Consider the following 22,376-nt stretch of genomic DNA (forward strand, 5'->3'; position numbering starts at 1 on the left):
CCGATAGGTCGGACGCGTCCGCGCCGATCGGCCACACAACCAACGACGGATTGCCTCCATGCTGCGCGTACTCGCCGACCGTACCTACCGACACCTCTTCGCAGCGCAGGTCATCGCGCTGATCGGGACCGGCCTTGCGACGGTCGCCCTCGGACTTCTGGCCTACGACCTGGCGGGAGCCGATGCCGGTGCCGTGCTGGGCACGGCTCTCGCCATCAAGATGATCGCCTATGTCGGCGTATCCCCGATCGCGGCGGCCTTCGCCGAGCGGTTCCCTCGGCGCGGCATGCTCGTCGCCCTGGACCTCATACGCGCTGCAGTCGCGCTCGCCCTGCCGTTCGTCGATCAGATCTGGCAGGTCTACATCCTGATCTTCGTTCTCCAGTCCGCATCCGCGTCTTTCACGCCGACATTCCAGGCCACCATCCCTGATGTCCTCACCGAAGAACGCGACTACACGCGTGCTCTTTCGCTGTCGCGTCTGGCCTACGATCTCGAAAGCGTCGTCAGCCCGATGCTGGCCGCCGCCCTTCTCACGGTGATCAGCTTCCACACGCTGTTCGCAGGAACCGTCGTCGGCTTCCTGGCGTCGGCCGCTCTCGTCGTTTCGGTCGTCCTGCCGAGCCCGAAGCCGACCGAGCCGCGGGGCATCTACGACCGAACCACGCGCGGCATGCGCATCTACCTCGCCACACCACGCCTGCGGGGACTGCTGGCGCTGAACCTCGCCGCGGCCGCTGCCAGTGCGATGGTGATCGTCAATACGGTCGTCCTTGTTCAGGCCGGCTTCGGACTGTCCCAGCGGGCGACGGCGCTGGCCCTCGCAGCCTTCGGCGGCGGGTCCATGATCGCCGCGTTCGTCCTGCCTCGCCTGCTCGACAGCGTTCCGGATCGCCGCGCGATGACCGTCGGTGCCGGCGCACTTGTCCTCTGTCTGCTCGCCGGAAGCGCCCTGCGCAGCTACGAGTTGCTCCTGCCGCTCTGGTTCGTTCTGGGATTCAGCTACTCGCTGACCCAGACGCCGTCGGGACGGCTGCTGCGTCGCTCGTCGCAGCCGGAGGACCGCCCATCCCTGTTCGCCGCCCAGTTCGCTCTGTCGCACGCCTGCTGGCTCATCACCTATCCGGTAGCGGGCTGGGTCGGTGCCAAGGCCGGCATGCCGGTGGCCTTCCTCCTGCTTGCCGGCATTGCCGCCGCAGCGGTGTTCGTCGCCGTCACGGTCTGGCCGGCGGCGGATCCGGATGAGGTCGAGCACGTCCACAGCGGCCTCGCTCCGGATCATCCGCACCTGGCCGATGCAAAGGGCACGACCGGCGGCTACCGCCACGCGCATGCCTTCGTGATCGACAGCCATCATCCGGAATGGCCGCGACCGGCCTGATAGTCCGGAGGCGCCGAGATGCAGAGCATCATCGCCTTCCAGCGCGAGATCTATCTCGCGCTGTCGCACGTATGTCTGATCGCCATCGTCTTCCGGAAATGGCTGGCACGTCTGCTTGAAACGAAGGGCGCGCAACTGCACGGCGCTGCCCGCTTCGTGGAAGCGGCCTCCGGAGCTGTTCTGATCCTGATAGCGGCGATAGAGCTGCATTCAGGCTGACTCCCCCTCAACGCGGCGCCGCTTGAAATACCGCTTAAGGTCAAGAGCCGGCTTTTCGACGAGCGTCCATGACGCGAAAGCCAACGGTATGACGACCACCAATGCCAACAGGATCATCAGTTCGGCGGACATAGCGGGAAAGAGAACGATAATGCTCTGCTGGATCGGCCACCCGTAGATGTACGTCCCATATGAGATATCGGTGTCGCGCGTGATGCGCGTCAACGGCCCGTAGCTGAACGAACCCGCGACCATGACGAAGTGCGCGACAAGCACGATGTAGGCGAGACCGGCGAAGCGCGTGCCCGTGGCCGCGACGGCGACCGCGAGCGAGGACACCAGAAGCCAGGGCGTCAACGGGATCGCATGACGGAAGCGGTAGGCCAGCGCTCCGAGCAAGAAGCAGAACCCGTACCGCCCCATGTGGAACGGCCAAGCCGATATCGACGAGTTGAGGATCATCGGGGCGGTCAGGATGTAGACCGAACCGGCGATCAGTATCATCGCGACGAGCGCCATCCACGAACGGAGCAGTCCGCATAGCTGCAGAAGAGCCAACCCCGCATAGGCCGCCAGCTCGTATTTGAGTGTCCAGAGCGGGTCGTTCGGTATTTCGGAGAACGGCGCTGTCGTGAAGACCCCGTGCGGCGGCTCGGCGCGGGCAAACTTCAGGATGACGGTGAACGGGTAGAGCCACGTGTGCGCGTCCGTGAAATAATCGCTCAACTTCCAAGTCGTCATCACCGGACCCAGCACGAGAGCGAAGAATGCCCCGCAGACGAACAAGCCGGGTATCACCCTCAAGAAGCGCGCCGCCGTGAAGTGCACCAGGCTCGGATTTCGCGCGAGGCTGAGCGACAGCGTCAGCCCCGACAGAAAGAAGAACGCGTTGACGGCGTGCTGGCCGAGCGTGAACGGCGTCAGCGGCGCCAACGGCTCCGGCGCCCCTGGTCCTATCCGCATGACGTATGCGTGCGAGACGATCACGCTGACGGCCGCGACGAGGCGGATGAAATTGAAAGAATTACGGTTGGCATCAAGAACTTCCGAAAGCATGACGTTTCCCCAAACGTTCGACCCCGAAAATGTTTTCTGAAAAGGTGCCCGGGCGGGACGCGAGACGACGCCCGCCCGGGATGTCATTTAGTCGTTCTTCGCCGTGACGGCGTCGTATGGGCCATCGACGCGAAGCGTGACCTTCACAGGCGCCTTGCCGCGATTGCGCCAGAACCAGCCGTGCGATCCGTCGAATGCGGCTTCGAGCACGCCTTCCTCGCCCGCGGAGCCACGTCCCTTCGAATAGCTCTTCGACGTCTGCCCGGCCTCGCCGTGCATGTCGTAGTTCACGGTCCCGTCGGCGACGGACCATTTGAACTTCACCTTGCCGCCCTTCTGCATGCCGAGTTTGGCTTCGATATATTCGCCGGGCTTGAGGGTGTAGCTCTTCTCTTCGGCCTTCTGGCTGATCGCTGCCGTCGGAGTCTGCGCGTGCGCGGACGAGATCAGCAGCCCCATGATGGCGTCGCCCAGCCCGGAGCGCCTGTCCGCCGCGGGAGCGCCGGCATCCTTGGCCTTGTCGCGGGCCGCCTCGTCGGCGAGCTGCGACTTGATCTCGCCCATCTCGGTCAGACCGAGCGCGCGTCCCGCTCCGGTGGGATCGATCGCGTATTCGGCCGGGAGAACGACCGTGACGAGGATCGCGGCCGCAGCAGCGATCGCGATGGCCGTGGAGCGAAGAAGTTGCGCGGACGACGGAAGGTCGGCACGCGAAGGCATGTCGGTGTTGTACATCGATGTGTTTCCGTAGTTTGAGATGTCAGGAGACGAGAAGGCCGGTGAGCTGATAACCGATCAGCACGAAGCCGGCCGTCATGATGGCTGTGTTGGCCGTGTAGGCGTGGCGCCAGAACCCGTCGGTCCGCCGCCAGTAGCCCATCACGATCAGGATCGCTCCGAGCGCCAGCAACTGGCCGACTTCGACCCCCACGTTGAATGCGAGGAGGTTCGGTATGAGGCCGTCCTTCGGGATGTCGTATTCGAGGATCTTCGTCGACAGGCCGAAGCCGTGGAAGAGACCGAAGACGAGCGTCGCGACCTTGGTGTTTGGCTGGAATCCGAGCCACCGTTGGAACGCGCCCATGTTGTCGAGCGCCTTGTAGACGACCGACAGGCCGATGATGGCGTCGATGACGAAGCTGTTGATGCCGACGTTGAAGTAGACGCCGAGCAGCATCGTCGTCGAATGCCCGAGGGCGAACAGGCTCACATAGATCCCGATGTGCTTCATCCGGTAGAGGAAGAAGATCACCGCGAACAGGAACAGGATGTGGTCGTACCCGGTCACCATGTGCTTGGCGCCGAGATAGACGAACGGGAGGATGTTGATCCCGCTGATCTCCTGAATGTAGCCCTTGTCGCCCTCGGCCACGGCGTGAGCGAAGGCCGGTCCCGCGAACAGGACGAGCGCGGCCAGCGTCAGCAGGCCGAGCGGAGCCGACCGCGCGCGCGAAGGCGACGGCGCTCCGAGATGGAGTGCGTGCATGTAGATCCGATCATTTCCGTTGAGTTAGGCGCGCGGACGCGCCGGGATCAGGCGAAAACGGTCGGTCTTGGAGGGCGGTCGAAGGAGATCGAGGCCGAGCGCATGGAGATGCCGACGAAATCGGCGGGACGCATCCATCCGGAGGGCGACACGAAAGCCGTCATGGACGGCGGCATGCTCGACGGCACGTGGCTGTGATCCGCCGCATTGTGCTGTTCGCTGGAATCTCCGTCATGATCATGCAAATGCCCGTGAGAGGCGCCGGCGTGATCATCGGAATGCTGGACGGCCTCGATATGAGAGGTCGAACCGGTAGCGGCATGAGCATCGACGCCAAAAGGCGGACGCAGCAAACCCACGACTATCGCAATGACGATAGCGAACTGGATCAGTGCTGTCCGTGCGACTCGAGACATCGGAGATTCGGTTCCAAAAAACTGGCTTCCAACTAGCATACTATCATTCGCAATCTGGGCGAACAAGCGACACGGATCATTCCACCACGATCCTTCCTGCAATCTCGACGTCGGGATGGCCGGCGAGAAGGCAGCCGAACTCGAACTCACCCACTTTAGTGAACTGCCAATCGAGATTCACAGTGGCGCCTGCGGCTACAACACGGCCGTTCGGTTCGTCATGCCCCTGCCCGATACCGAGCGTCATCGTTTGCGAGTGAGCGAGGTTCTCCGTATGACTGCCGAGCACAAATTCATGCGGACGCTCGGTGTCGTTCCGTATGGTGAACCTCACGTTGGTGCCGCGCGCGAACCTGAACTCGTTCGGCGCGAACGTCATGGTTCCACCGACGTCAACCATCGCGACCTGCACAACGATTTTCTTCGCTGAGTGCCGAGAAGGCTCTCCGGCGGCATGCATGGGAAATTTGCCAGGCCGTTCCCGCAGGGGCCCGCTCCACGCCGCGCATGGCAAGGACAATGCGACCAGAGCCACCGCGGCGGTGACGCGACAACGCCTCGACGGCATGAATCCCTCATTGCTTAGTGGCATGAGCGTCCTCTCGGGCGGTCAGCGGTTCGTCGCCGGCGACGTCAGGAGAAAGTTGAACTCCCCCGTCGTTCGCACGGTGATGCGAACGGATTCCCTGCTTGTGTTTCGCCACATCCAGCCGTGCGAGCCGTCGAAGGCCGCTTCGAGCACGCCCGAGGCCCCCGTCGAACCACGCCCCGTCGCGTAGCTCCGCTCGCCTTCTTCCCGCTCGCCGTGCTTGTCGAAGAACACCGAACCTCCGGACACATTCCAGATGTAGTCGACGCGCGTCCCTTTGCGCATCCCGACCTTGGCTTCGACCGAATAGCCCGGCTTGAGCTCGACGGCCGCCTGCTCGGTCTTGCGAGAAAAGTCGAACTGGGCCGCAACCGGCGGGATCGCGATGGCGGTGGCCGACATCAGGGCCGCGGCGATCACGATGAATCGAGCCCGCGCGCGCATGTGCGGCGACGCTCCTCGGAGGAGTCCTTGCATGTTTGAAGTCTCTGTTCGTTGAAACCTGGCGCGGAGCGCCGCGATCAAGCGAGGGAGACGGACCTCGGAGGGCGTTCGAACGAAGACGACGCCGTCCGCATGGACGACGCGGCGAAGATCACCAACGAAGCATGATTATCGGGGCCGGCAGGAACCACCGCGAACGGCGGCGCGATGGAAGCAACATGTGAGTGGTCGCCGGAATCGTGGCGATCGGCATGATCGCCGTCGGGCGCCTCGCCCTGAGATGCGTTCTCTTGCTGCAGATCGTCGGCCACCTGGGCGAATCCGCGCACGGCCCCGTCGTCATGCATGGCAACCGAAGAGACGGCCGTGTGGTGATCATGATCTTCGCTGCCGAAGGGCGGACGCAACAAGCCGATCACCATCGCGATCATGACCGCGATCCGAACCCACACTCCTGGTGACAGAAAAGACATTCGACCCGCAACACTCCAAGCGGCGCACGCTGGACGTGTCATCTAGGCGAAATGGTGGCGGCGGTGCTCCGACGAATTGTCGCATCGTGTAGCTGATCTCGCCGAGCGTCCTCCAGGGAGGACCAAGACAATCGGCCGAACTCGTAGGTCTCCACAAGACGGTTGACGGGATGCCGGTCTGCCGCGACCAGCGCCTGCATCGCCCGCCGATGCGCCGCCGCCGAGAGCCCCGCCCGACTGCAGTTGCAGAACTTGCAGGACATCTGCTTCGTCTCACTGTCTAACGTGGCGACGTGTTGGGTCAGGTTCTTGCCGGCGCCGGAGACGCCGGCTTCGATCCGAAGCCTGCGCCGCGCGTCGTCCTTGTGCTCCCGTTCCACGACAAATGTCGGCCCGTCGCAATAGACGCAGCGGCCGCGCTGCTCGAGCCAAAGTCCATAGAGTCTCGTCGTGCGCGGCCGTCCAATTTCGATCATGGCTTCCCTGCAATCCACCCATTGAGTTCGCTTGCGATCTCCTCCGGATATTCCTCATGCAGGGCGAGCTTGCCGTGCGGAAGGCGGACGGTTTCGACGAACGGCAACGCTGCGAGCGCCTCCATCTCGGCGCGGGACTTCGGCGGCGTCCCGTCTCCGAATAAATTGAGCAGAGGGATACCCGCTGTCCTGGCAAGGTCGAGAAATGCATCGCGATCGTCGACGCGATCCAGCGCGCCGGTCACGAACCTCACGGATGCGAACCGCGCTCCCCGCGCGGAAGTGACGTTGCGTTTCGCCGCAAGGCGGATCTCGAACGCCTCGCCTGGCTGCTCGTAGACGTGCGCCCGCGCCATCCTGCGCACCACAGGTCCGCTCATGTTCAACGCGTATAGCAGCGTGCCCGCGACCGGAGCATCGACCGCCGAGCGGATGTTGCCGAACCAGGGACGTCTGCCCCCCATCATCGTCGGGAGCGGCCCCCGCCAAGTGGGGGCGATCATCGCCAGGCTGCAGATCGCTCCGGGATGATGGAACTGGTGATGCAGAGCATAGGTCGCCGCGTGACCGGCCGCGACAACGACATGCGGCCCGCCGTCCAGACTACCGAGAAACCAGGCCAGAAAATCCGACAAGAGATCCGGTCCCCAATCGGCCTTTGGCTTCGCAAGGTCCCCAAAGCCCGGCCAGTCCACGCTGCGGACACGGAAGGATCGCGACAATTGCGCAAGGAGCGGTGACATCTCGTTGCGGGTCGAGATCGAACTGAGGGCCGGTAGCAGGACGATCGAACGTCCGCGCCCCGCTTCGTCCATCTCGAGCGGAACGGTAGTCGCACCTGTCCGGAAGGAAATGCTCCGGATCACGACCTATCGGCCCGCTTGGCCGCATGCTGCAGCAGCTTGGCTTCCCGCCGACGACGATCCGAGAGAATGGTCCGCCGTTTGTGATCGGTCATCTTCCGCCATAGGCGGATTTCTTCCGTCGTCCGCAGGCAGCCCGTGCACATGTCTTTCTTGCGGTCGAACTGGCAGATATCGATGCAAGGAGAAGCGACGGTCATGATGGCTGTGATCTAGGTGCTGGGGAACGCGAACCGGACGCATAAGGGCATCCTAAGACACCCGCGAACTCAGACATGGATATAACCCCCTCCCCTATGCCGTGCAAGGCACCTAAGCGAGGATGACGCGACGCGCTCCCGATGCTAAACGACGAATTCACCTCCGGAGCAGCCCGTTCATGCACACGATCAAAGACAAGCAGCGCCTTATGACAAGAGTCCGGCGCATCAAAGGTCAGGCGGAAGCGCTGGAACGTGCGTTGGAAGCGGAACTCGGCTGCGCCGACGTCCTGATGCTGGTCGCCAGCATGCGGGGGGCGGTCAACGGCCTCACGGCCGAGGTCATGGAAGATCACATCCGGAATCACATCGTGGACCCCGACCGGGAAAGCACCAAGCGAGCCCAAGGTGCGGCAGAGTTGATCGAGGTTCTGCGGACCTACTTGAAGTAACATAAAGCGTCGACAGCCGACGACGGAGATGCGCATCTGATGCCAATCGGCCTCACCACATCGGTCCGGGGCAATCGAGATGCCCCGCGGCAACCCATCCCCTAGAATCTTGCCGATACTCCGACGAAAGGACTGTACCGCGGGGACGCGGGCGTCACCCCGAAATTCACGCCGCAGTCCAACTGGACGTCCTTGGTGATCCGGTAGGCCATACCGCCGCCGACCAGGCCGACATCGCCCATGCCTTCGCGAAGCCCCGTCCGTGCCGCGATCTCGCCATACGTCGAGAACTTCTCCGTCCACGCATAGCCAAGCGTCGCGGATGCGGTCGTTTCCATGTGACGGCCGACGGCATCGAGGTTTTTCACGGAATGGACGCCCGCGTTCATGCCGAAGGAGAAGTTGCCGCCTAGATCGGCTGCGAAGAACGTCTGCAATCCGCCGTCGAAGGCCTCCGGACTGACGCCGTTGTGCGTCTCCGTCGGAAGCGACACGTATGGCAGCACCGCGAATGCCGTCGAGCTGGATTTGCCGAAGGTGTCGTTGCCCCAGACATTCCACTTGGCTCGCAGCACGACGGCTCCGGACCCCGAGGCGACGGTGCCGACGCCGGGACCCACGGTCCGTTGCCGCGCATAGGGTGCCACGATGATCGTCGCCTCCAGGTCGTGCGTGAGGCCAATCCGGATGTTGCTCCCCATCAACTCGTAGCCTCCCGTCACCGTCCCATCCGCATCCGGACGCGAGCGCGCATAGCCGAATGCCGTCGTCTCGACCTGGACCCGCCCGGCATCAACGGTGAACGGCACCTCGGTTATGTCCGGACGGTCGGTCGTCATCTCGCGCATCAGCCGGTCCGGTGTGGGGTTGGCCAACGAGTAAATGGTCTTGTCGTCGGCAGCGGACGCCGTCATGCCGCCCGCCGTCAACAGCGCGCAAATCGCAGCGCCCCAGATGCTCCGAGATCCTGCAAGCGTCGTCTCCGACGGCAGCATCCAGGCCCGCTCGATCGATGTCGGGCGGCACCGCCCCATCTTGCTAGTGCAACTCATTCGCAACAAGAGCCATGAGACGGTTCCCGTGTCAAGTTGTTGCAAGTCGTTCGCAAAACAAAACAGGCGCCCGCAGGCGCCTGAATCCTCCCTTCCCGATCAACGGGCTATCTAGTGGTGGCCACCCCCATGACCGAAGCCACCGTGTCCAAAGCCTCCATGTCCGAAGCCACCGTGGTGACCGAACCCGCCGTGACCGAAGCCGTGATGACCGAACCCACGACCGAAACCGATGCCGCCGAATCCGAACGGCCTGCCGTAGCCGCCAAAGCCGTAGCCGCCGTAGTAGCCGCTCCCGTAATAGGCCGGCTGCCAGCCGCCGTAGTCGTAGCCCGAGTACGCCGGCTGCAGATACTGCGATCGGTACTGACGGGCGTAGCCCGCCCCGTACATGCGATGATGCCCGCGCTGTTCGTGATGGCGATGCGAACGATGATGACGTCGGCTTGCTCCGACATCGGTCGCCTTGCTCTTCGCCGACGTCGAGATCTTCTGCGACTGTTGCGACGCTGCGACGGCACCGGTGCTCATGAATGAGCCCGAGAAGGCGATGGTGGCCGTCAATGCAGCAGCGCTTATCCAAGTCTTCATTTCAAATCCTTTGTTTTCCCAGCGATGACCAATGCCGACGACACACGCTGTTTCCAGCGAAATATCCAAAGCACCATCACGATCGCGCGACACCATCGAGTGTTGCAAAAACACAGCGGAAAACACCGATGATTTCATCATGCATCTCCATCTAGCTAACATCTCCGCTACTACACTTCGCGCATCCTAACATTCGCGTCGACGAGCCTTCGAAGCGCTGGCGTCACGCGTACAAGGTTGCTATCTGCGTCGCATGCGACGATTAGCAGCGACCAACACGAACAACATCGACGTATCGGGACGAAACGAGTCCGATGACGGCGACGAACCTTCGACGCGCTCCAAGACCGAGATCGTCGGTCCCCTCCTCTATCTCCAAGGGCTGCGCGACGGACGCGTCCATCTCGTAGCCCTCATGGTGATGCCGCTCGCGGCCGCCCTCCCGGTACTCCGCATCGACGACCGCTTCGTCACAGCGGCATCCATTCTCGAATGCGAAGGCCGGCGCATCCTGCGCTACGCCTTCGATGTCGCGCCAACCTCCGACGAATCCTACGAGATCGACGGTCGAAGCTACGCGCTAGACACCGCGTTCGACGGCGATCTCCGGATCGCGTTCGTGTCCTGCAACGGCCAGGAGGCCGGCGATCGGGACCGGGACCGCAGCGAACGCAACGCGATGTGGCGGCGATTGGCCGACGAGCATGTCGCAAGCCCGTTCAAGCTGCTCCTTCACGGCGGCGATCAGATCTATGCCGATGAGGTCCTCGACGCGCATCCGTTGATCCGTCGGTGGGCAGATGGCGAAACCGTACGCACGACGCAGTCAGAACTCGACGAACTCGCCGGCGCGCTGCGCCAGGCCTTCTTCGCCCGATACGTCGGCGTCCTCGGCGAAGCGGAGAGCGCCTCGTTGATGTCGCACGTTCCGTCCCTTGCCATCTGGGACGATCACGACATCTGCGACGGATGGGGATCGATGGACGCGGCGAAGCTCGACGCCCCGATCGGACAACTGCTGTTCGAGATCGCGCGCGAATTCTACCTCGTCTTCCAGTTCGGAAGCGAGCCGGACGATCTCCCCGAATGCGTCATCGATCAGACCGGCACCAGCCTCACTTGGCACCTGAAGTTGCCCGGCCTCCACGTGATCGCTCCAGACCTGCGCTCGGAACGTCGCTGGGACCGCGTGATGGGTGAAGAGGGTTGGCGTGCCTTCGACGTGGCCATGGCGCAGGTGGACACCGGACGGGTGCTTCTACTCTCCAGCGTGCCCGGTCTGGGTCCCCGCCTCTCATGGGTCGAGGCGGTGCTGAACCTACTGCCGAACATGCACAAGTACGAAGACGATCTGCGGGACCAATGGCAGAGCCGCGCGCATCGCGTCGAATGGCGGCGTTTCCTTGAGCGACTGGCGGAGATACACCGCAACCCGGCAACTCCCGTCACGCTGCTGTCAGGCGAGATTCATCTGGCAACCCGCGCGACGTTCGACACGGCGCCTGCACCGATGCACCAACTGGTCGCTTCCGGCATCTCGCATCCCGCCCCGACCGTCGCCTACGCGCTGGCGCTCGATCTCCTGGCGCGGCTGGGAGAGACTCCGGTGCCGGGCAAGCCCATTCGCTTGCATCCGCTGCCGGGAAAGACGTCGATCTACATCTCGCAGCGCAACTATCTGGTGCTGGAACGCCGGTCCGGCGAATGGACCGCATGCTGGGAACTCGAGAAGGACGGGAGAACGTCACCCCTTCGGCTCTGAGACACTACGTGCAGGCCACGCCGAGATCGCGCGCTTCGCGCCGGATGACTTCCTGGATCTCACGCAGCGGCACCTGGAAAGCTCCTTCGATCGCATTGGCATACGCGAACGTGTCGACGACCGAATTGCTTGGCGCGCTGGCCAGGTGGCGGCGCACTTCGTCGATCAAATCCTTGTTCTCAATCATCGCGACGCCGCTCCAACCGTTCAGCGCCGATCGTACAATGGGTTGCGACATCGAGCCAGTGAGCAAAAGGTCTCGCATGGACAGCGCAGCTCACATTCTCGCGGAGGAAGGAACGTTACCGACGACCTCCCGTTCGACATGTGCAAACGACAGCCATGGAGACCTGAAATGAACATGAAGAAGACAGCACTCGTCGCGGCAGCGATCATCGCGCTCTCCGGATCGGCCTTCGCCCAAGGCGGCGGAGGCGGTGGTGGCGCGGGTGGTGGTGCCGGCGGAGGCGCGGGCGGAGGTGCAGCAGCGTCCGGAACATCAGGCGGCAGCTCCGGCGGCATGGGTGGTACGGGCGGCACGAACTCCGGTAGCAGCGGTGCCAACACCACGACTTCGGCCCCCTCCTCCACGACCGGCTCGTCCAGCACAGGCGGTCCAGCCGGCTCGCCGGCGACGAACTCGCTCGGCAACACCAACACCGGCGTCATGCCTTCGACCGGCAACAGCGGCAATCGCTAAAGTCGTCCATGACATCGCAAGGGCTCCGTCACGCGACGGAGCCCTTTTCGCTTGAACGGCAGACACCAGAGACTTAACGCCGCGGGAACGAGTGCATCGTCAGTCTATTGCCGACGTGCGAACCAACTATGGAGCACTCGCAATGAAGAAGATCGCAATCACAGCCGCAGTCGTCTCGTTCATGTCGACGGCAGCCTTCGCTCAGACGACTGGAGAGAACATGCGCCAGCCCAGTGCTCCCGCAGGCACGACCAACCAACCGATGCAGGATCCCAATCGCACCGCCATCGAGAACGGCAAGACGAGTGGCTCGAACATGCGCTCGCCGGACAACTCCATGAACGTCAATCGCGGCGCCGCGACGAAGGACAGCGACGGCCAGACCAAAGGCGGCATGAAGACCCACTGATCCCGCCTGCAGATCGATCAGCGCAGCGAGGGCCGGCAGCGATGCCGGCCCTCGCTGCATGTGGAGGCGGATATGCGGAAGACTCCTACCATTCAGAAATCGGAGTTCGTCGACGGCCTCCCCTCCCGAAGCAAAAAGGCCCCCGAAGGGGCCTTTCGCATCTCGACAGCGATCAGTAGCGACGATGCATGCGCGGCGCACCATGTCGCGCCGGCGCACCGTGACGTCCCATGCCGGGCGCCACCATCATGCGTGGCCCGCCATGTCCCCGCCGCACCATTGCGGGCCGATTGCCGCGGTGGCCGCCGCGCCAGGCACCACCACCGTGACCGCCGCCCTGCACCACGACGCCGCCGTGCTGCGCCTGAGCCTGCGACGTGAACGTCGGGACCGCGAGACCGAACGTGGCGACGGCGGCGATCGCCAGAATGAGTTTATGCATCTTCTTCTCCTCGATTGAAATGCACTGGACGAATGCGAAGATCGACCGTGCGTTCCGCATGTATCAAACGAATCCTTGAGATGTCTCATTCGCGCATCACTCAGCGCTGGCAACTAACAAACCGCTGCTGCTCCACTCGTTTTTCAACTCGAACTCGCCGATGAAAACCGATGATAAAATCATAGATTTTTATCGACGAACTACATATGCGGTTTTCATCATGGTGAAAGCGCGACACGCACACAGCTTCGACCGTACGACGATGCGGGTTTAGTTGAACTGTCGCAAACCGTCCCTACGGTGCCCGCGAGCTCGCAAGACGGCTCGCCTGAAGATTCGGATCGCTGCTACGCGAGTATCGATCCGACCTTCGTCAACACATCACCGCAAGGCCCGCATCCGCCCGTGAAGCAATTCGCGGCGAGCGCGAGGCTTTGCCTATACAGGGGCACTACTCCATGAATTTCGTCATCAAGGGTTTCCTCGCGACGGTCGCCGTCGTCGGCGCACTCGGCACCGGCCAGGCGCATGCACAGTCCGCAAGCGACGGCGAGATCGCCGCGCTGAAGGCGCAGCTTCGCGCGCTTGAGAAGAAGCTCGACAACGTCCAGAAGCAGGCGAACCACACGCAGAAGCAGGCCGACACCGTCCAGGCGAACTTCGCAAACGCCAACGCGGCCATGCACAAGAAGGCCGTTCCCTTCCTGGATGCCACGCTGAAGATGCCGGGCAACCGTCCGACGTTCTGCACCGCCGACGGTCTCAACTGCGTCGCCGTCACCAGCCGCCTCCACTTCGACGCGGGTGCCTACTCCTACACCCCGAACTCGGCCGCGACGGCACCGCAGTCGCTGAACGACGGCATCAACGCCCGTCGCGCGCGCCTCGGCGTGATCGGTGTCTTCAACAAGGATTGGGAATACGGCCTTATCTTCGACGCCGGCGGCACCACCGACGGTGCGGCCGTGCTGAACAACGCTTACGTGTCGTACAAGGGCGTCAAGGGCCTGGTCATCCAGGGCGGTTACATCGACGTTCCGTATACGCTCGACCAGGCGACCAGTTCGAACAACGGTCTATTCATGGAACGCGCAGCCCCGCAGGCGATGGCAACCGGCATTGCCGCCGGCGACTTCCGCTCGGCGTTTGGTGGCTACACATACGGCGAGCGCCATTGGATCGGCGCCTACGTGACGGGCCCGACCACCGGCACCACAAGCGTCAACCACGCGCAGCCGCAGCCGCTCGGCGCCACCTTCCGCGCGATCGGCCTGCCGATGCGCAACGAGGTCGGCACGATCCTGGTCGGCTTCGACGCCCTCTATCTCGCCCAACCGGGCGGCCCGACCAACAGCACGCTCGGCCTCAGCGACCGCATCGAGGTCCGCATCGATCCCGCGTCGAACGCGTTGCTGAACACCGGCACGATGCAGAACGTCGACAGCGCGCGCGTCCTCAGCGGTGAAGCCGCCGCCCAGTTCGGCAGCTTCATGGCGCAGGGCGAATATTTCGACTTCGCCGTGCAGCGCACCAACGGTCTCGGTGACCTGAGCTTCAACGGCTTCTACGGCCAGGCCAGCTACGTCCTCACCGGCGAGCAGCACAAGTACAGCACGACCTCGGGTTCGTTCGGCGGCATCAATCCGAAGCGCCCGGTGAACTTCGCCATCGGCGATTACGGCGCTTGGGAATTGGCGGTCCGTTACAGCTCTGCGAACCTCAATGACCTGAACGTCCGCGGCGGCGAGCTCAAGAACACCACCGTCGGCCTGAACTGGTACGTCAATCAGAACATGCGATTCATGTTCAATTGGATTAACGGTCGCGTCGACAAGATCAATGCCGCTGGGCTCGACGCGGGCGCCAGCTACAACGTCTTCGCGATGCGTACGCAGGTCGCGTTCTAAGAGCCCGAGGGCGGCGCAAGTCGCCGCCCTCACAATCGGCTATTCCCCCGTCTTAGTCGCAACCTTGCAGCTTCCACGTCGTTACATGAGCCTCAACCAAGGGAGGCCATCATGGTAGACACGACGCAGATCAAAGAGCACATGGACGTGATCTCATCCGACAAGAAGGTGGTCGGAAAGGTCGATCACATGGACGGCCCCGACAAGATCAAGCTCACCAAGGCCAGCTCGCCGGACGGCCAGCATCATTTCATTCCGACGGAGTGGATCGACCACGTCGATCAGCATGTCCACCTGAACAAATCGGGTGACGACGTCACCGCGCACTGGCAGCACGGCAAGTCGTAGCTCACCGGTCCGAGGCGCGGCTCCAAAGGTCGCGTCTTCCGATCTCACTCGGGATCAGGATCCTTCTTCCTGAAATGGTCGAGCACGAAAACCCGCAAGGCCGACGAATAGTTGAAGTGCTGCTGCCCGCTCAGTACCCGGGTGGCCAGTTCGGCGGCGGAGCACTGCTCCTTAGCGGCGATCTCCCGGAACGCCTCCCAGAACTCGTCCTCCAGCGTGACGTTCGTCTTCCGGCCGTGCAGCGCGATCGAGCGCTGCTTCATCTGGCCCGAGCTTCTCTTCCTGCTGCCGAACTGCGGCGCCTTCACTTCGTACCCACGGTCACTGCGTTGCGGCGCCCATCACGCCACCAAGAAGCTCCTCATTCTCGGCGAGTTGGATCCATGACAACGCACTCTGAACCGACTGCAACCCGTCCTCTTCCTTCCTCTGCAGGTACAAGGCATCGGCCGCGCGCGCGAACTCCGCCGCTCGCCGACGGTATTTCATCGATAGAGGCGTCATGGTCATTCCACGTTCCGTTCCTGTCTCCATCCGGCGGAGCATCCGATCCACTTCCAACTTTGCGCCGGCGACCATCACTTCGGCGCACGTAGCAGTCGCAGCGCGTTCAGGGTGACGATCACGGTGGCGCCGGTGTCCGCCAGAATCGCGGGCCAGAGTCCGGTGATCCCCGCCACCGTCGTGACGAGGAAGAGCGCCTTGAGACCGAGCGCGACGCCGATATTCTGCTTGATGTTGCCCATAGTCCGCCTGGACAGTTCGACCATGGCGGCGACGTCGGCGACCCGTCCGTGCAGGACGGCGGCGTCCGCCGTCTCAAGCGCCACGTCGGTCCCTCCGCCCATGGCGATGCCGACATCGGCGGCCGCGAGCGCCGGCGCGTCGTTGATGCCGTCGCCGATCTTGGCGACTTTCTTCCCGCCGTTCCGGAAGCCCGAGACGATCTGCTGCTTATCCTGCGGCAGCAGTCCAGCCCGGACGCGGATTCCGATCGTCCGACCGATGGCGGTCGCGGTACGCTCGTTGTCGCCGGTCAGCATCATGGTCTCGACGCCGAGGTCGCGCAGGCGCTGCAGGCCCTGAACCGCGTCCGTACGAGGCTCGTCCCGCATGGCGATCGCAGCGGCGGGGGCGCCGTCGATGAGGAGAACCGAAGCAGTCTTGCCGACCTCGTTGAACGCAGCGATCAGGGTCTTCTGCTGCTCGGTGAGAGGGGTAAGTTCTTCGGCCGCCTGAGGCGAGCCGAGAAAGACGAGCCGCCCCTCGACCGTCCCCCGGACGCCCTTGCCGCCGATGGCGCTGGCGTCGGTAGCTGCCGGCACCACGACGCTTCGATCGGCTGCCGCGGCCAGGATGGCGGTGGCGAGCGGATGGCTGGATCCGGATTCGAGCGCAGCCGCGAGCCGCAGCACCTCCTCTTCCGGAACCCCGAACGACGCTACGTCGGTGACTTGCGGCTTTCCGGCCGTCAGCGTGCCGGTCTTGTCGAAACAGGCCACCTGAATCCGGCCGACCTCCTCCAGGACGGCGCCGCCCTTGAGAAGAAGACCCCTACGAGCGCCCGCCGAGAGGCTCGCCGCGATCGCCGCCGGCGTCGAGATCACCAGCGCGCACGGGCAGCCGATCAGGAGGATGGCGAGGCCCTTGTAGATCCATTCCTGCCATTCGCCGCCGAACAGCAGCGGCGGAACGACGGCGATCAGCGCGGCCACGACGACCACGCCGGGCGTGTAGTATCTGGAGAAGCGATCGATGAAGCGTTCGGTCGGCGCCTTGGACTCCTGCGCCTCCTCCACCAGGCGGACAACCCGCGCGATGGTGTTGTCGGCGGCGGCCGCCGTGACCCTGACCCGCAGCAGGCCGTCGCCATTGATCGTGCCGGCATAGACGGTCCCCTCGACACCTTTCCGGACAGGTGTGCTCTCGCCCGTGACCGGCGCCTCGTCGATCGCGCTCTCGCCGGAGATGATCACCCCGTCCGCCGGGATGCGGTCGCCCGGACGCACCTGGATGACGGCCTGGACCTCGAGGCTCGCGGCCGGGACTTCCTCCACGCGGCCGTCCCGTTCGAGCCTCGCGGTCTCCGGAACGAGTTTAGTGAGGTCCTGGATGCTGGCGCGGGCACGGCTCGCGGCGACGCCCTCCAGGAGTTCGCCGATCAGGAACAGGAAGACCACCGTGGCCGCCTCCTCCGTCGCCCCGATGAAGACGGCGCCGATGGCGGCGATCGTCATCAGCATCTCGATGGAGAACGGCGTTCCGGAGATGGCGGCGTTGAAGGCGCGGCCGCCGATGGGTACCAGGCCGATCAGCATCGCCGCCAGGAATGCCGGGGTCTCGACGGCCGGGACGAGCTTGCCCAGAACGAAGGCCGCAGCGAGTGCGACGCCTACGACGATGGTCATCGTCGCCTTGGCGGTCCGCCACCACGGCGTCCGGGCAACCGGACCCGCGTCGGCACAGGAGCCCCCGTGATCACGGTGATCGTGGGAATGACTGTGATGATGGTTCGACGCCTGGGAGTGCGCGTGGCCGCCTTCCCCTCCGACGTCGAGCACCTTGTACCCCAAGCCTTCCACCCGTTTCCGCATCGACAGGACGTCGGACGCCGCATGCTGGACCGTTACCGTGCCCGCCGGAACGGACACCCTCACCTCGGACACACCCTCGACCCGCAGCAAGGCGTTCTCGATCTTCGTGGCGCAGGAGGCGCAGTCCATGCCCTCCACCCGCATCCTGGTCTTTTCGGCTGTCGCAGCGCTCATGGCCGACCTTTCATGCATCGCGCCGAGCGCCGGGACGGCGCTGCGGCGTCTGGTTCAGTTGATCGCGGAGCAGCTCCGCTTCGATCCGGAAAAGGCCGGTCGGCGGAGGCGTCACGCATGTCACGACCTCGCCGGTCGCCCGATCCCGAACGCACCATCCGTCGGCGTCCCGGCAGGTCTCGAACCTCGGATCGTCGTCGCCGGCGCGCCGTCCCATCAATCCTCTCCCGCTCCCGCCAGCTTCCGGAGCTCTTCGGCGGGCTCGCCCTTGAAGACCGTCTTGGCCAGGACGTCGTAGGCATGCGTGGCCGCCATCATCCGGCTCATCTCGTCGGCCGGCCTGACGTTCGCCATCTCGAGAACGCCTGTCGCCAGGCGCCCCTTACCGGACGGGATGTCGATCGGCGGCGTCGCCGACGAGAAGAGGCCTCCGCCTTCCGGCGTCAGTTGCTGGCGATCGGCGAACCGGACCATCCGCAGGCCGGCGACGCGTCCCTGCGATGTAGAGATAGATCCGTCCCCTGATATCGTGACGGGACCGTCGCGCTGCTGCACGACCAGCGGGCCGTTGCTCGTCATGACGGGCGCGCCGTCCAGCGTCGTCAGCTTGCCCATCCCGTCCAGCGTGAAAGCTCCGGAGCGGGTGTAGCGGGGACCTGCGGGCGTATCGACGACGAAGAAGGACTGATCGTCGATGAGAGCAACGTCCAGGAAATTTCCGGTCGCCTTCACGCCGCCGACTGTGAAGTCGGTGAACTGCGAGGTCGACACCATCGCGCGCTTGGCAAGATCCGGAACCTCCGCCTCCTTGGCCTCGGTCAGATACTCCTGGAACTGCACGCGTCCGGCCTTGAACGCCGGCGTCGTCTGGTTCGCGACGTTGTTGGCGATCGAGTCCAGGTGCTTCCTCATCGCGATGAGGCCGGACAGTCCGATCATCTGTTTGTCGCTCATGACGCCCTCCGACGGGTCAGCGGGCTCAGAAGCCGAGTTGCGCTTCCGCGCTTCTCATCGCTTCGTCCTCGACCTGGATGGTGACGTGGTCGATGCCGAATTCCTTCCGGACGCGGGTCTGCGCTTCCCGCAGCACCTCGCGCCACCGACTGGCGTCCTGGACCACGAGATGGCCGCTCATCGCGTCGGTACCCGAGGTGATGGTCCAGACGTGCAGATCGTGGACCGCGGTCACGCCGGGGATCGTGCCCAGGGTCGCGGTCATTTTCTCCACGTCCACGTTTGCCGGCGTCGCCTCCATCAGGATGTTGACCGCCTGCTTGAGAAGGATCCAGGTGCGCGGCACGATGAAGAGACCGATACCGGCGCCGATCAGCGGGTCCGCCAACTGCCAGCCAGTGAACATGATGATGAGGGACGCCGCGATCACACCGACGGAGCCCAGCATGTCGCCGAGAACCTCGAAGTACGCGCCCTTCACGTTGAGGCTTTCCTTCGATCCGTCCATCAGCAGCCACATGCTGACGAGATTCACGGCAAGGCCGATGAGCGCGACGATCAGCATCGGTCCGCTGAGGATTTCCGGCGGAGCCAAGAAGCGCTGATAGGCCTCGTAGATGATGTAGATCGTCAGCAGCAGCAGGATGACGGCGTTGGTGAGCGCCGACAGTACCTCCATGCGGAGAAAGCCGTAGGTCCTCTGCGGCGTCGCGGGTCGCGCGGCGAACCTGATCGCCAGAAGCGCGAGGCCGAGCCCCACGACGTCGGTCGCCATATGCGCTGCGTCCGCGAGCAGCGCGAGACTGCCGGTGATCAGGCCGCCGACGATCTCGGCCACCATGTACGTGGCCGTCATCGCCAGCGCGATCGCGAGCCTCGTCGAATGTTTCGCCGCCGCCGTACCGTGTGAACCGCCACCGTGCATTTCAGATTTCCTTTGCTTTCTGCGCGTTCAACGAAGCGCGCAACTTCTCTTCGAGTTCGTCCAGCAGGAACAGGCTGACGTCGTCCACGGAGCCGTGGCCTTTGGCGAAGGGCTGCTCCAGCAGCCTGATGAGGTAGAGGACGTAGACGAACATGTAGGCCATGAAGCCGAACAGGATCGCGGACGCCGGATCTCCCTCCGTCTTCAAGAGCATCAGCAGGATGATGATCGACGAGACCAGCGTCTGGACCAGCACCCGCACCGAGGGCACGAACTCGACCCGCTGGATCGTGTAGATCCGGAGCAGAGAGCCCCGGAGCCGGTCCTGCGAATTGCGGAGCCTGACGACGAAGTTCGAGGCCATTCCGAGACCTTCGAGCCGTCCGAGGATGGGCGTCAGCTTCGCAAGTTCGTCCAGCGCCGGCGTGATCTCCTTGTGATCCTTCGCATGACCGAGACCTGCCCTCAGCTTCTGCAGCAGCGCGACCATGATCTGCCGCGGCTTCGCGAGGTCGAACGTCGTCTCCTCCTCCGAGAAGACTTCGAGGTCGCCGTCGATCGCCTCGATCTCGGTCCGGATGGCCGCCGGGATGCGCTCGGCTTCCTTGTAGTCGGCCAGAATACTGGACAGCATGAAGCCGATGATGAAGATCGCACCGGCGATGCCGCTGGTGACCAATCGATTGAGGTCGAGCAGCTCGAAGCCCGAATAGTGGATCGCAAGCTTGATGGCGCTCAGGATGAGCACGACCGACGCCACGATGAAGAACAACCTGAACTTCTTGCGGTAGCTGATGTTCGCGCCGCCGAAATGCAGGTGGCCGATAAGCGAGTGTTCCATCATCTTCTCCTGCACTCGATCACCGGCGAGAACCCGTTGCGCGCCCACGAATAGGTCTCGGTCGTCCAGCCTTTGCGGACGGCGAGGCATACGCGGCCGCCGTCGTTACTGAGGGTCGTCTCGTCCGCATATGACTGGAAGACGGGCGACCAGCCGCGTCCGCTCCGGACGAACACTTCATGAAGGCACCCGCCCGAGCGGCAGACGGCCGCCCGGTTCGTGCAGGTGAGCTTGTCGTAGTGAAACGACATGAACTGCCGGCCGTCTCCTTCGATCGAGACCGAGAACAGGTGCTGCGCCGACGGCTGATTGCCGCAACTCGCGGCCCGGCTCCGGACGATCTTGCGAAGCTCCTGCGGCAGATTGTCGATGTGATATGGAGCGCGCGGCGGTTCGTCGGCGAAACCGGCACGCGCCGCGGCGCCGTCCGAAGTCAGCAGGATCGTCAGCAGAAAGAGTGCAATCGCGCGCATCCGTCTCACCCCGTCTTCGCCGGCTTGGCCTTGCCGGCCTTGGCCCATTTCCGGAAATAGGCGACGCCGATCATCGCGGCGATGCCGGCGATGCTGACGAGCAACTGGAACCAGAACGCCTCGGAGACGAGGTCGATGGCGAAATACGCCACGAACGCCAGGAACACGCCGGCGCAGAACACTTCGAGCGACTGCTGGCCGCACACGATGATGGGACGCCAGACCGGCCACTTCAGCGCGGGCGCGTCACGGGAAATCAGGCGCGAGACGACGATCGCCAGCGCCAGGAAGTGGATGATGCGGTACGGCGCAAGGTTGGTCTTGTCGTTCGGAATGAAGAACGACCGCACGGCCTCCGGGAGCATCGCCTCGTTGCCAGTGTGCGCCACCACCGTGACGACCGCGGAAAGGACGAGCATGGCGATGCAGATCGGCATGACGATGGGGGACCGCAATGCCGTGTGCAGCTTCGTCCGGTCGGTGACCGCGGTCCACGCGCCGATCACGAACAGGAGCTGCCAAGCGAACGGGTTGAAGTACCACGTGCCGGACGGATACCCCGACAGATTCCAGCCCATCTGACGCGCGACGACGTAGAGAACGAGCGATGCCCCCAGCGTGATATTCGGTGCCTTCGTTAGCAGCCAGAGCACCGGCGGAAACGGCGCCATCAGGACGATGTAGAGCGGCAGGACGTCGAGATTGAGCGGGCGATATTCGAGCAGCAGACCATGCTTGATGAATTCGACGGGTTCCGCGATGAGGAGGCGTATGTTGAATTCGTCGAGAAGGTGCGCGTGTCCGTAGCGTTGAGCCACGTAGCCGATGGCCACCACGTAGAATACGAACAGCAGGATGTAGGCCACGTAGATCTGCCAGACCCGACCAAGGACGCCGACGGAGGCCTTGAAGAAGCCGGCCGTCCGCATCATGCGTCCGTAGACGAACGCCACGGTGAGGCCCGACACGAACACGAACAGCTCGGCCGCGTCGCTGAAACCGTAGTTCCGCGCGGTGATCCAGGCCACCAGGTTGTTGGGCACGTGATCAAGGAAGATCGCCCAATTGGCGAGTCCTCGGAAGAGATCGAGTCTCAGATCCCTCCCCGAACCCTTGTCGTTCGTTGCTTGGGTCATCTTTTCCATTCAG

31 protein-coding genes are annotated in these 22,376 nt (G+C 63.8%); 8 read left to right on the top strand and 23 right to left on the bottom strand.

Annotated features, from left to right (window positions below; all coding sequences use genetic code 11):
- Nucleotides 1–58 precede the first annotated feature (58 nt).
- Nucleotides 59–1,381, top strand: a complete 1,323-nt coding sequence (locus E0H22_RS15535) for an MFS transporter (protein WP_233021912.1) — start codon at nt 59–61, stop codon at nt 1,379–1,381.
- Nucleotides 1,382–1,399: 18 nt separating this feature from the next.
- Complete coding sequence (locus tag E0H22_RS15540) at nt 1,400–1,600, top strand: hypothetical protein (protein ID WP_233021913.1); 201 nt, start codon at nt 1,400–1,402, stop codon at nt 1,598–1,600.
- Here the strand turns inward: E0H22_RS15540 and E0H22_RS15545 are convergent.
- The 10 genes from E0H22_RS15545 to E0H22_RS15590 form a co-directional block, all read right to left on the bottom strand.
- Nucleotides 1,592–2,656: an acyltransferase family protein gene (locus E0H22_RS15545; RefSeq protein WP_233021914.1), complete on the bottom strand. Its 1,065-nt coding sequence runs from the start codon at nt 2,654–2,656 to the stop codon at nt 1,592–1,594. The two genes, E0H22_RS15540 and E0H22_RS15545, sit on opposite strands and share 9 nt — an antisense overlap.
- An 87-nt stretch (nt 2,657–2,743) precedes the next feature.
- Complete coding sequence (locus E0H22_RS15550; protein ID WP_233021915.1) at nt 2,744–3,391, bottom strand: transmembrane anchor protein; 648 nt, start codon at nt 3,389–3,391, stop codon at nt 2,744–2,746.
- Nucleotides 3,392–3,416: 25 nt separating this feature from the next.
- A complete protein-coding gene (locus E0H22_RS15555; RefSeq protein WP_233021916.1) occupies nt 3,417–4,142 on the bottom strand; it encodes a HupE/UreJ family protein in 726 nt (241 codons plus the stop codon).
- 47 nt (nt 4,143–4,189) lie between these two features.
- On the bottom strand, nt 4,190–4,624 hold the full coding sequence (locus tag E0H22_RS15560; protein WP_233021917.1) for a hypothetical protein: 435 nt from the start codon (nt 4,622–4,624) through the stop codon (nt 4,190–4,192).
- A gap of 10 nt (nt 4,625–4,634) precedes the next feature.
- The gene (locus tag E0H22_RS15565) at nt 4,635–4,970 is read right to left on the bottom strand and encodes a cupredoxin domain-containing protein (RefSeq protein WP_233021918.1); all 336 of its coding nucleotides are present in this window, start codon (nt 4,968–4,970) and stop codon (nt 4,635–4,637) included.
- 198 nt (nt 4,971–5,168) lie between these two features.
- Complete coding sequence (locus E0H22_RS15570) at nt 5,169–5,591, bottom strand: hypothetical protein (protein WP_233021919.1); 423 nt, start codon at nt 5,589–5,591, stop codon at nt 5,169–5,171.
- A gap of 77 nt (nt 5,592–5,668) precedes the next feature.
- A complete protein-coding gene (locus tag E0H22_RS15575) occupies nt 5,669–6,022 on the bottom strand; it encodes a hypothetical protein (RefSeq protein WP_233021920.1) in 354 nt (117 codons plus the stop codon).
- An 80-nt stretch (nt 6,023–6,102) separates the two neighbouring features.
- The gene (locus E0H22_RS15580; RefSeq protein ID WP_233021921.1) at nt 6,103–6,540 is read right to left on the bottom strand and encodes a hypothetical protein; all 438 of its coding nucleotides are present in this window, start codon (nt 6,538–6,540) and stop codon (nt 6,103–6,105) included.
- Nucleotides 6,537–7,406 carry an alpha/beta fold hydrolase gene (locus E0H22_RS15585; RefSeq protein ID WP_233021922.1) on the bottom strand — a complete coding sequence of 290 codons (870 nt, stop codon included), beginning with the start codon at nt 7,404–7,406 and terminating at the stop codon, nt 6,537–6,539. Before E0H22_RS15585 ends, E0H22_RS15580 begins: the two co-directional genes overlap by 4 nt.
- Nucleotides 7,403–7,603: a DUF1289 domain-containing protein gene (locus E0H22_RS15590; RefSeq protein ID WP_233021923.1), complete on the bottom strand. Its 201-nt coding sequence runs from the start codon at nt 7,601–7,603 to the stop codon at nt 7,403–7,405. Before E0H22_RS15590 ends, E0H22_RS15585 begins: the two co-directional genes overlap by 4 nt.
- 179 nt (nt 7,604–7,782) lie before the next feature.
- Between E0H22_RS15590 and E0H22_RS15595 the strand changes: the two genes are divergently transcribed.
- Nucleotides 7,783–8,055, top strand: a complete 273-nt coding sequence (locus E0H22_RS15595; RefSeq protein ID WP_233021924.1) for a metal/formaldehyde-sensitive transcriptional repressor — start codon at nt 7,783–7,785, stop codon at nt 8,053–8,055.
- 101 nt (nt 8,056–8,156) lie between these two features.
- On the opposite strand, the gene E0H22_RS15600 is transcribed toward E0H22_RS15595, so the two are convergent.
- Both E0H22_RS15600 and E0H22_RS15605 read right to left on the bottom strand, forming a co-directional pair.
- Complete coding sequence (locus E0H22_RS15600) at nt 8,157–9,050, bottom strand: transporter (RefSeq protein ID WP_233021925.1); 894 nt, start codon at nt 9,048–9,050, stop codon at nt 8,157–8,159.
- A 168-nt stretch (nt 9,051–9,218) separates the two neighbouring features.
- Complete coding sequence (locus E0H22_RS15605; protein WP_233021926.1) at nt 9,219–9,836, bottom strand: hypothetical protein; 618 nt, start codon at nt 9,834–9,836, stop codon at nt 9,219–9,221.
- 277 nt (nt 9,837–10,113) lie between these two features.
- Between E0H22_RS15605 and E0H22_RS15610 the strand changes: the two genes are divergently transcribed.
- Nucleotides 10,114–11,460: an alkaline phosphatase D family protein gene (locus E0H22_RS15610; RefSeq protein ID WP_233021927.1), complete on the top strand. Its 1,347-nt coding sequence runs from the start codon at nt 10,114–10,116 to the stop codon at nt 11,458–11,460.
- A gap of 4 nt (nt 11,461–11,464) precedes the next feature.
- Here E0H22_RS15610 and E0H22_RS15615 read toward each other — a convergent pair whose 3' ends face one another.
- Nucleotides 11,465–11,647, bottom strand: coding sequence for a hypothetical protein (locus tag E0H22_RS15615; protein ID WP_233021928.1), 183 nt, complete (start codon nt 11,645–11,647; stop codon nt 11,465–11,467).
- 168 nt (nt 11,648–11,815) lie between these two features.
- Here E0H22_RS15615 and E0H22_RS15620 point away from each other — a divergent pair, with 168 nt between their 5' ends.
- Both E0H22_RS15620 and E0H22_RS15625 read left to right on the top strand, forming a co-directional pair.
- Complete coding sequence (locus tag E0H22_RS15620) at nt 11,816–12,160, top strand: hypothetical protein (protein WP_233021929.1); 345 nt, start codon at nt 11,816–11,818, stop codon at nt 12,158–12,160.
- A 142-nt stretch (nt 12,161–12,302) separates the two neighbouring features.
- Nucleotides 12,303–12,569: a hypothetical protein gene (locus E0H22_RS15625; RefSeq protein ID WP_233021930.1), complete on the top strand. Its 267-nt coding sequence runs from the start codon at nt 12,303–12,305 to the stop codon at nt 12,567–12,569.
- Nucleotides 12,570–12,741: 172 nt separating this feature from the next.
- Here E0H22_RS15625 and E0H22_RS15630 read toward each other — a convergent pair whose 3' ends face one another.
- Nucleotides 12,742–13,011: a hypothetical protein gene (locus tag E0H22_RS15630; RefSeq protein WP_233021931.1), complete on the bottom strand. Its 270-nt coding sequence runs from the start codon at nt 13,009–13,011 to the stop codon at nt 12,742–12,744.
- A 458-nt stretch (nt 13,012–13,469) separates the two neighbouring features.
- Here E0H22_RS15630 and E0H22_RS15635 point away from each other — a divergent pair, with 458 nt between their 5' ends.
- Both E0H22_RS15635 and E0H22_RS15640 read left to right on the top strand, forming a co-directional pair.
- Nucleotides 13,470–14,918, top strand: coding sequence for an OprO/OprP family phosphate-selective porin (locus E0H22_RS15635; RefSeq protein WP_233021932.1), 1,449 nt, complete (start codon nt 13,470–13,472; stop codon nt 14,916–14,918).
- Between the two features lie 111 nt (nt 14,919–15,029).
- Complete coding sequence (locus E0H22_RS15640; protein WP_233021933.1) at nt 15,030–15,266, top strand: DUF2171 domain-containing protein; 237 nt, start codon at nt 15,030–15,032, stop codon at nt 15,264–15,266.
- 44 nt (nt 15,267–15,310) lie between these two features.
- Here the strand turns inward: E0H22_RS15640 and E0H22_RS15645 are convergent, their stop codons facing one another.
- The 9 genes from E0H22_RS15645 to E0H22_RS15685 form a co-directional block, all read right to left on the bottom strand.
- Nucleotides 15,311–15,574 (bottom strand): ribbon-helix-helix domain-containing protein, encoded by a 264-nt coding sequence (locus tag E0H22_RS15645; protein ID WP_233021934.1) that lies wholly within the window; start codon nt 15,572–15,574, stop codon nt 15,311–15,313.
- A 13-nt stretch (nt 15,575–15,587) separates the two neighbouring features.
- On the bottom strand, nt 15,588–15,776 hold the full coding sequence (locus E0H22_RS15650) for a hypothetical protein (protein WP_233021935.1): 189 nt from the start codon (nt 15,774–15,776) through the stop codon (nt 15,588–15,590).
- A 68-nt stretch (nt 15,777–15,844) separates the two neighbouring features.
- A complete protein-coding gene (locus E0H22_RS15655) occupies nt 15,845–18,034 on the bottom strand; it encodes a heavy metal translocating P-type ATPase (RefSeq protein ID WP_233021936.1) in 2,190 nt (729 codons plus the stop codon).
- A gap of 10 nt (nt 18,035–18,044) precedes the next feature.
- Nucleotides 18,045–18,251, bottom strand: coding sequence for a hypothetical protein (locus E0H22_RS15660; RefSeq protein WP_233021937.1), 207 nt, complete (start codon nt 18,249–18,251; stop codon nt 18,045–18,047).
- On the bottom strand, nt 18,251–18,973 hold the full coding sequence (locus tag E0H22_RS15665; protein WP_233021938.1) for a flagellar hook-basal body complex protein: 723 nt from the start codon (nt 18,971–18,973) through the stop codon (nt 18,251–18,253). The genes E0H22_RS15660 and E0H22_RS15665 overlap by 1 nt, the downstream gene beginning before the upstream one ends.
- A gap of 40 nt (nt 18,974–19,013) precedes the next feature.
- Nucleotides 19,014–19,913, bottom strand: coding sequence for a cation diffusion facilitator family transporter (locus E0H22_RS15670; protein ID WP_233021939.1), 900 nt, complete (start codon nt 19,911–19,913; stop codon nt 19,014–19,016).
- 1 nt (nt 19,914) lies between these two features.
- Nucleotides 19,915–20,754, bottom strand: coding sequence for a hypothetical protein (locus tag E0H22_RS15675; protein WP_233021940.1), 840 nt, complete (start codon nt 20,752–20,754; stop codon nt 19,915–19,917).
- Nucleotides 20,754–21,227 (bottom strand): hypothetical protein, encoded by a 474-nt coding sequence (locus E0H22_RS15680; protein ID WP_233021941.1) that lies wholly within the window; start codon nt 21,225–21,227, stop codon nt 20,754–20,756. Before E0H22_RS15680 ends, E0H22_RS15675 begins: the two co-directional genes overlap by 1 nt.
- A 5-nt stretch (nt 21,228–21,232) precedes the next feature.
- Nucleotides 21,233–22,363, bottom strand: a complete 1,131-nt coding sequence (locus E0H22_RS15685; protein ID WP_430715157.1) for an OpgC family protein — start codon at nt 22,361–22,363, stop codon at nt 21,233–21,235.
- Nucleotides 22,364–22,376 lie beyond the last annotated feature (13 nt).

It is taken from the genome of Rhodopseudomonas boonkerdii (genome assembly GCF_021184025.1).
Lineage (GTDB): Bacteria > Pseudomonadota > Alphaproteobacteria > Rhizobiales > Xanthobacteraceae > Tardiphaga > Tardiphaga boonkerdii.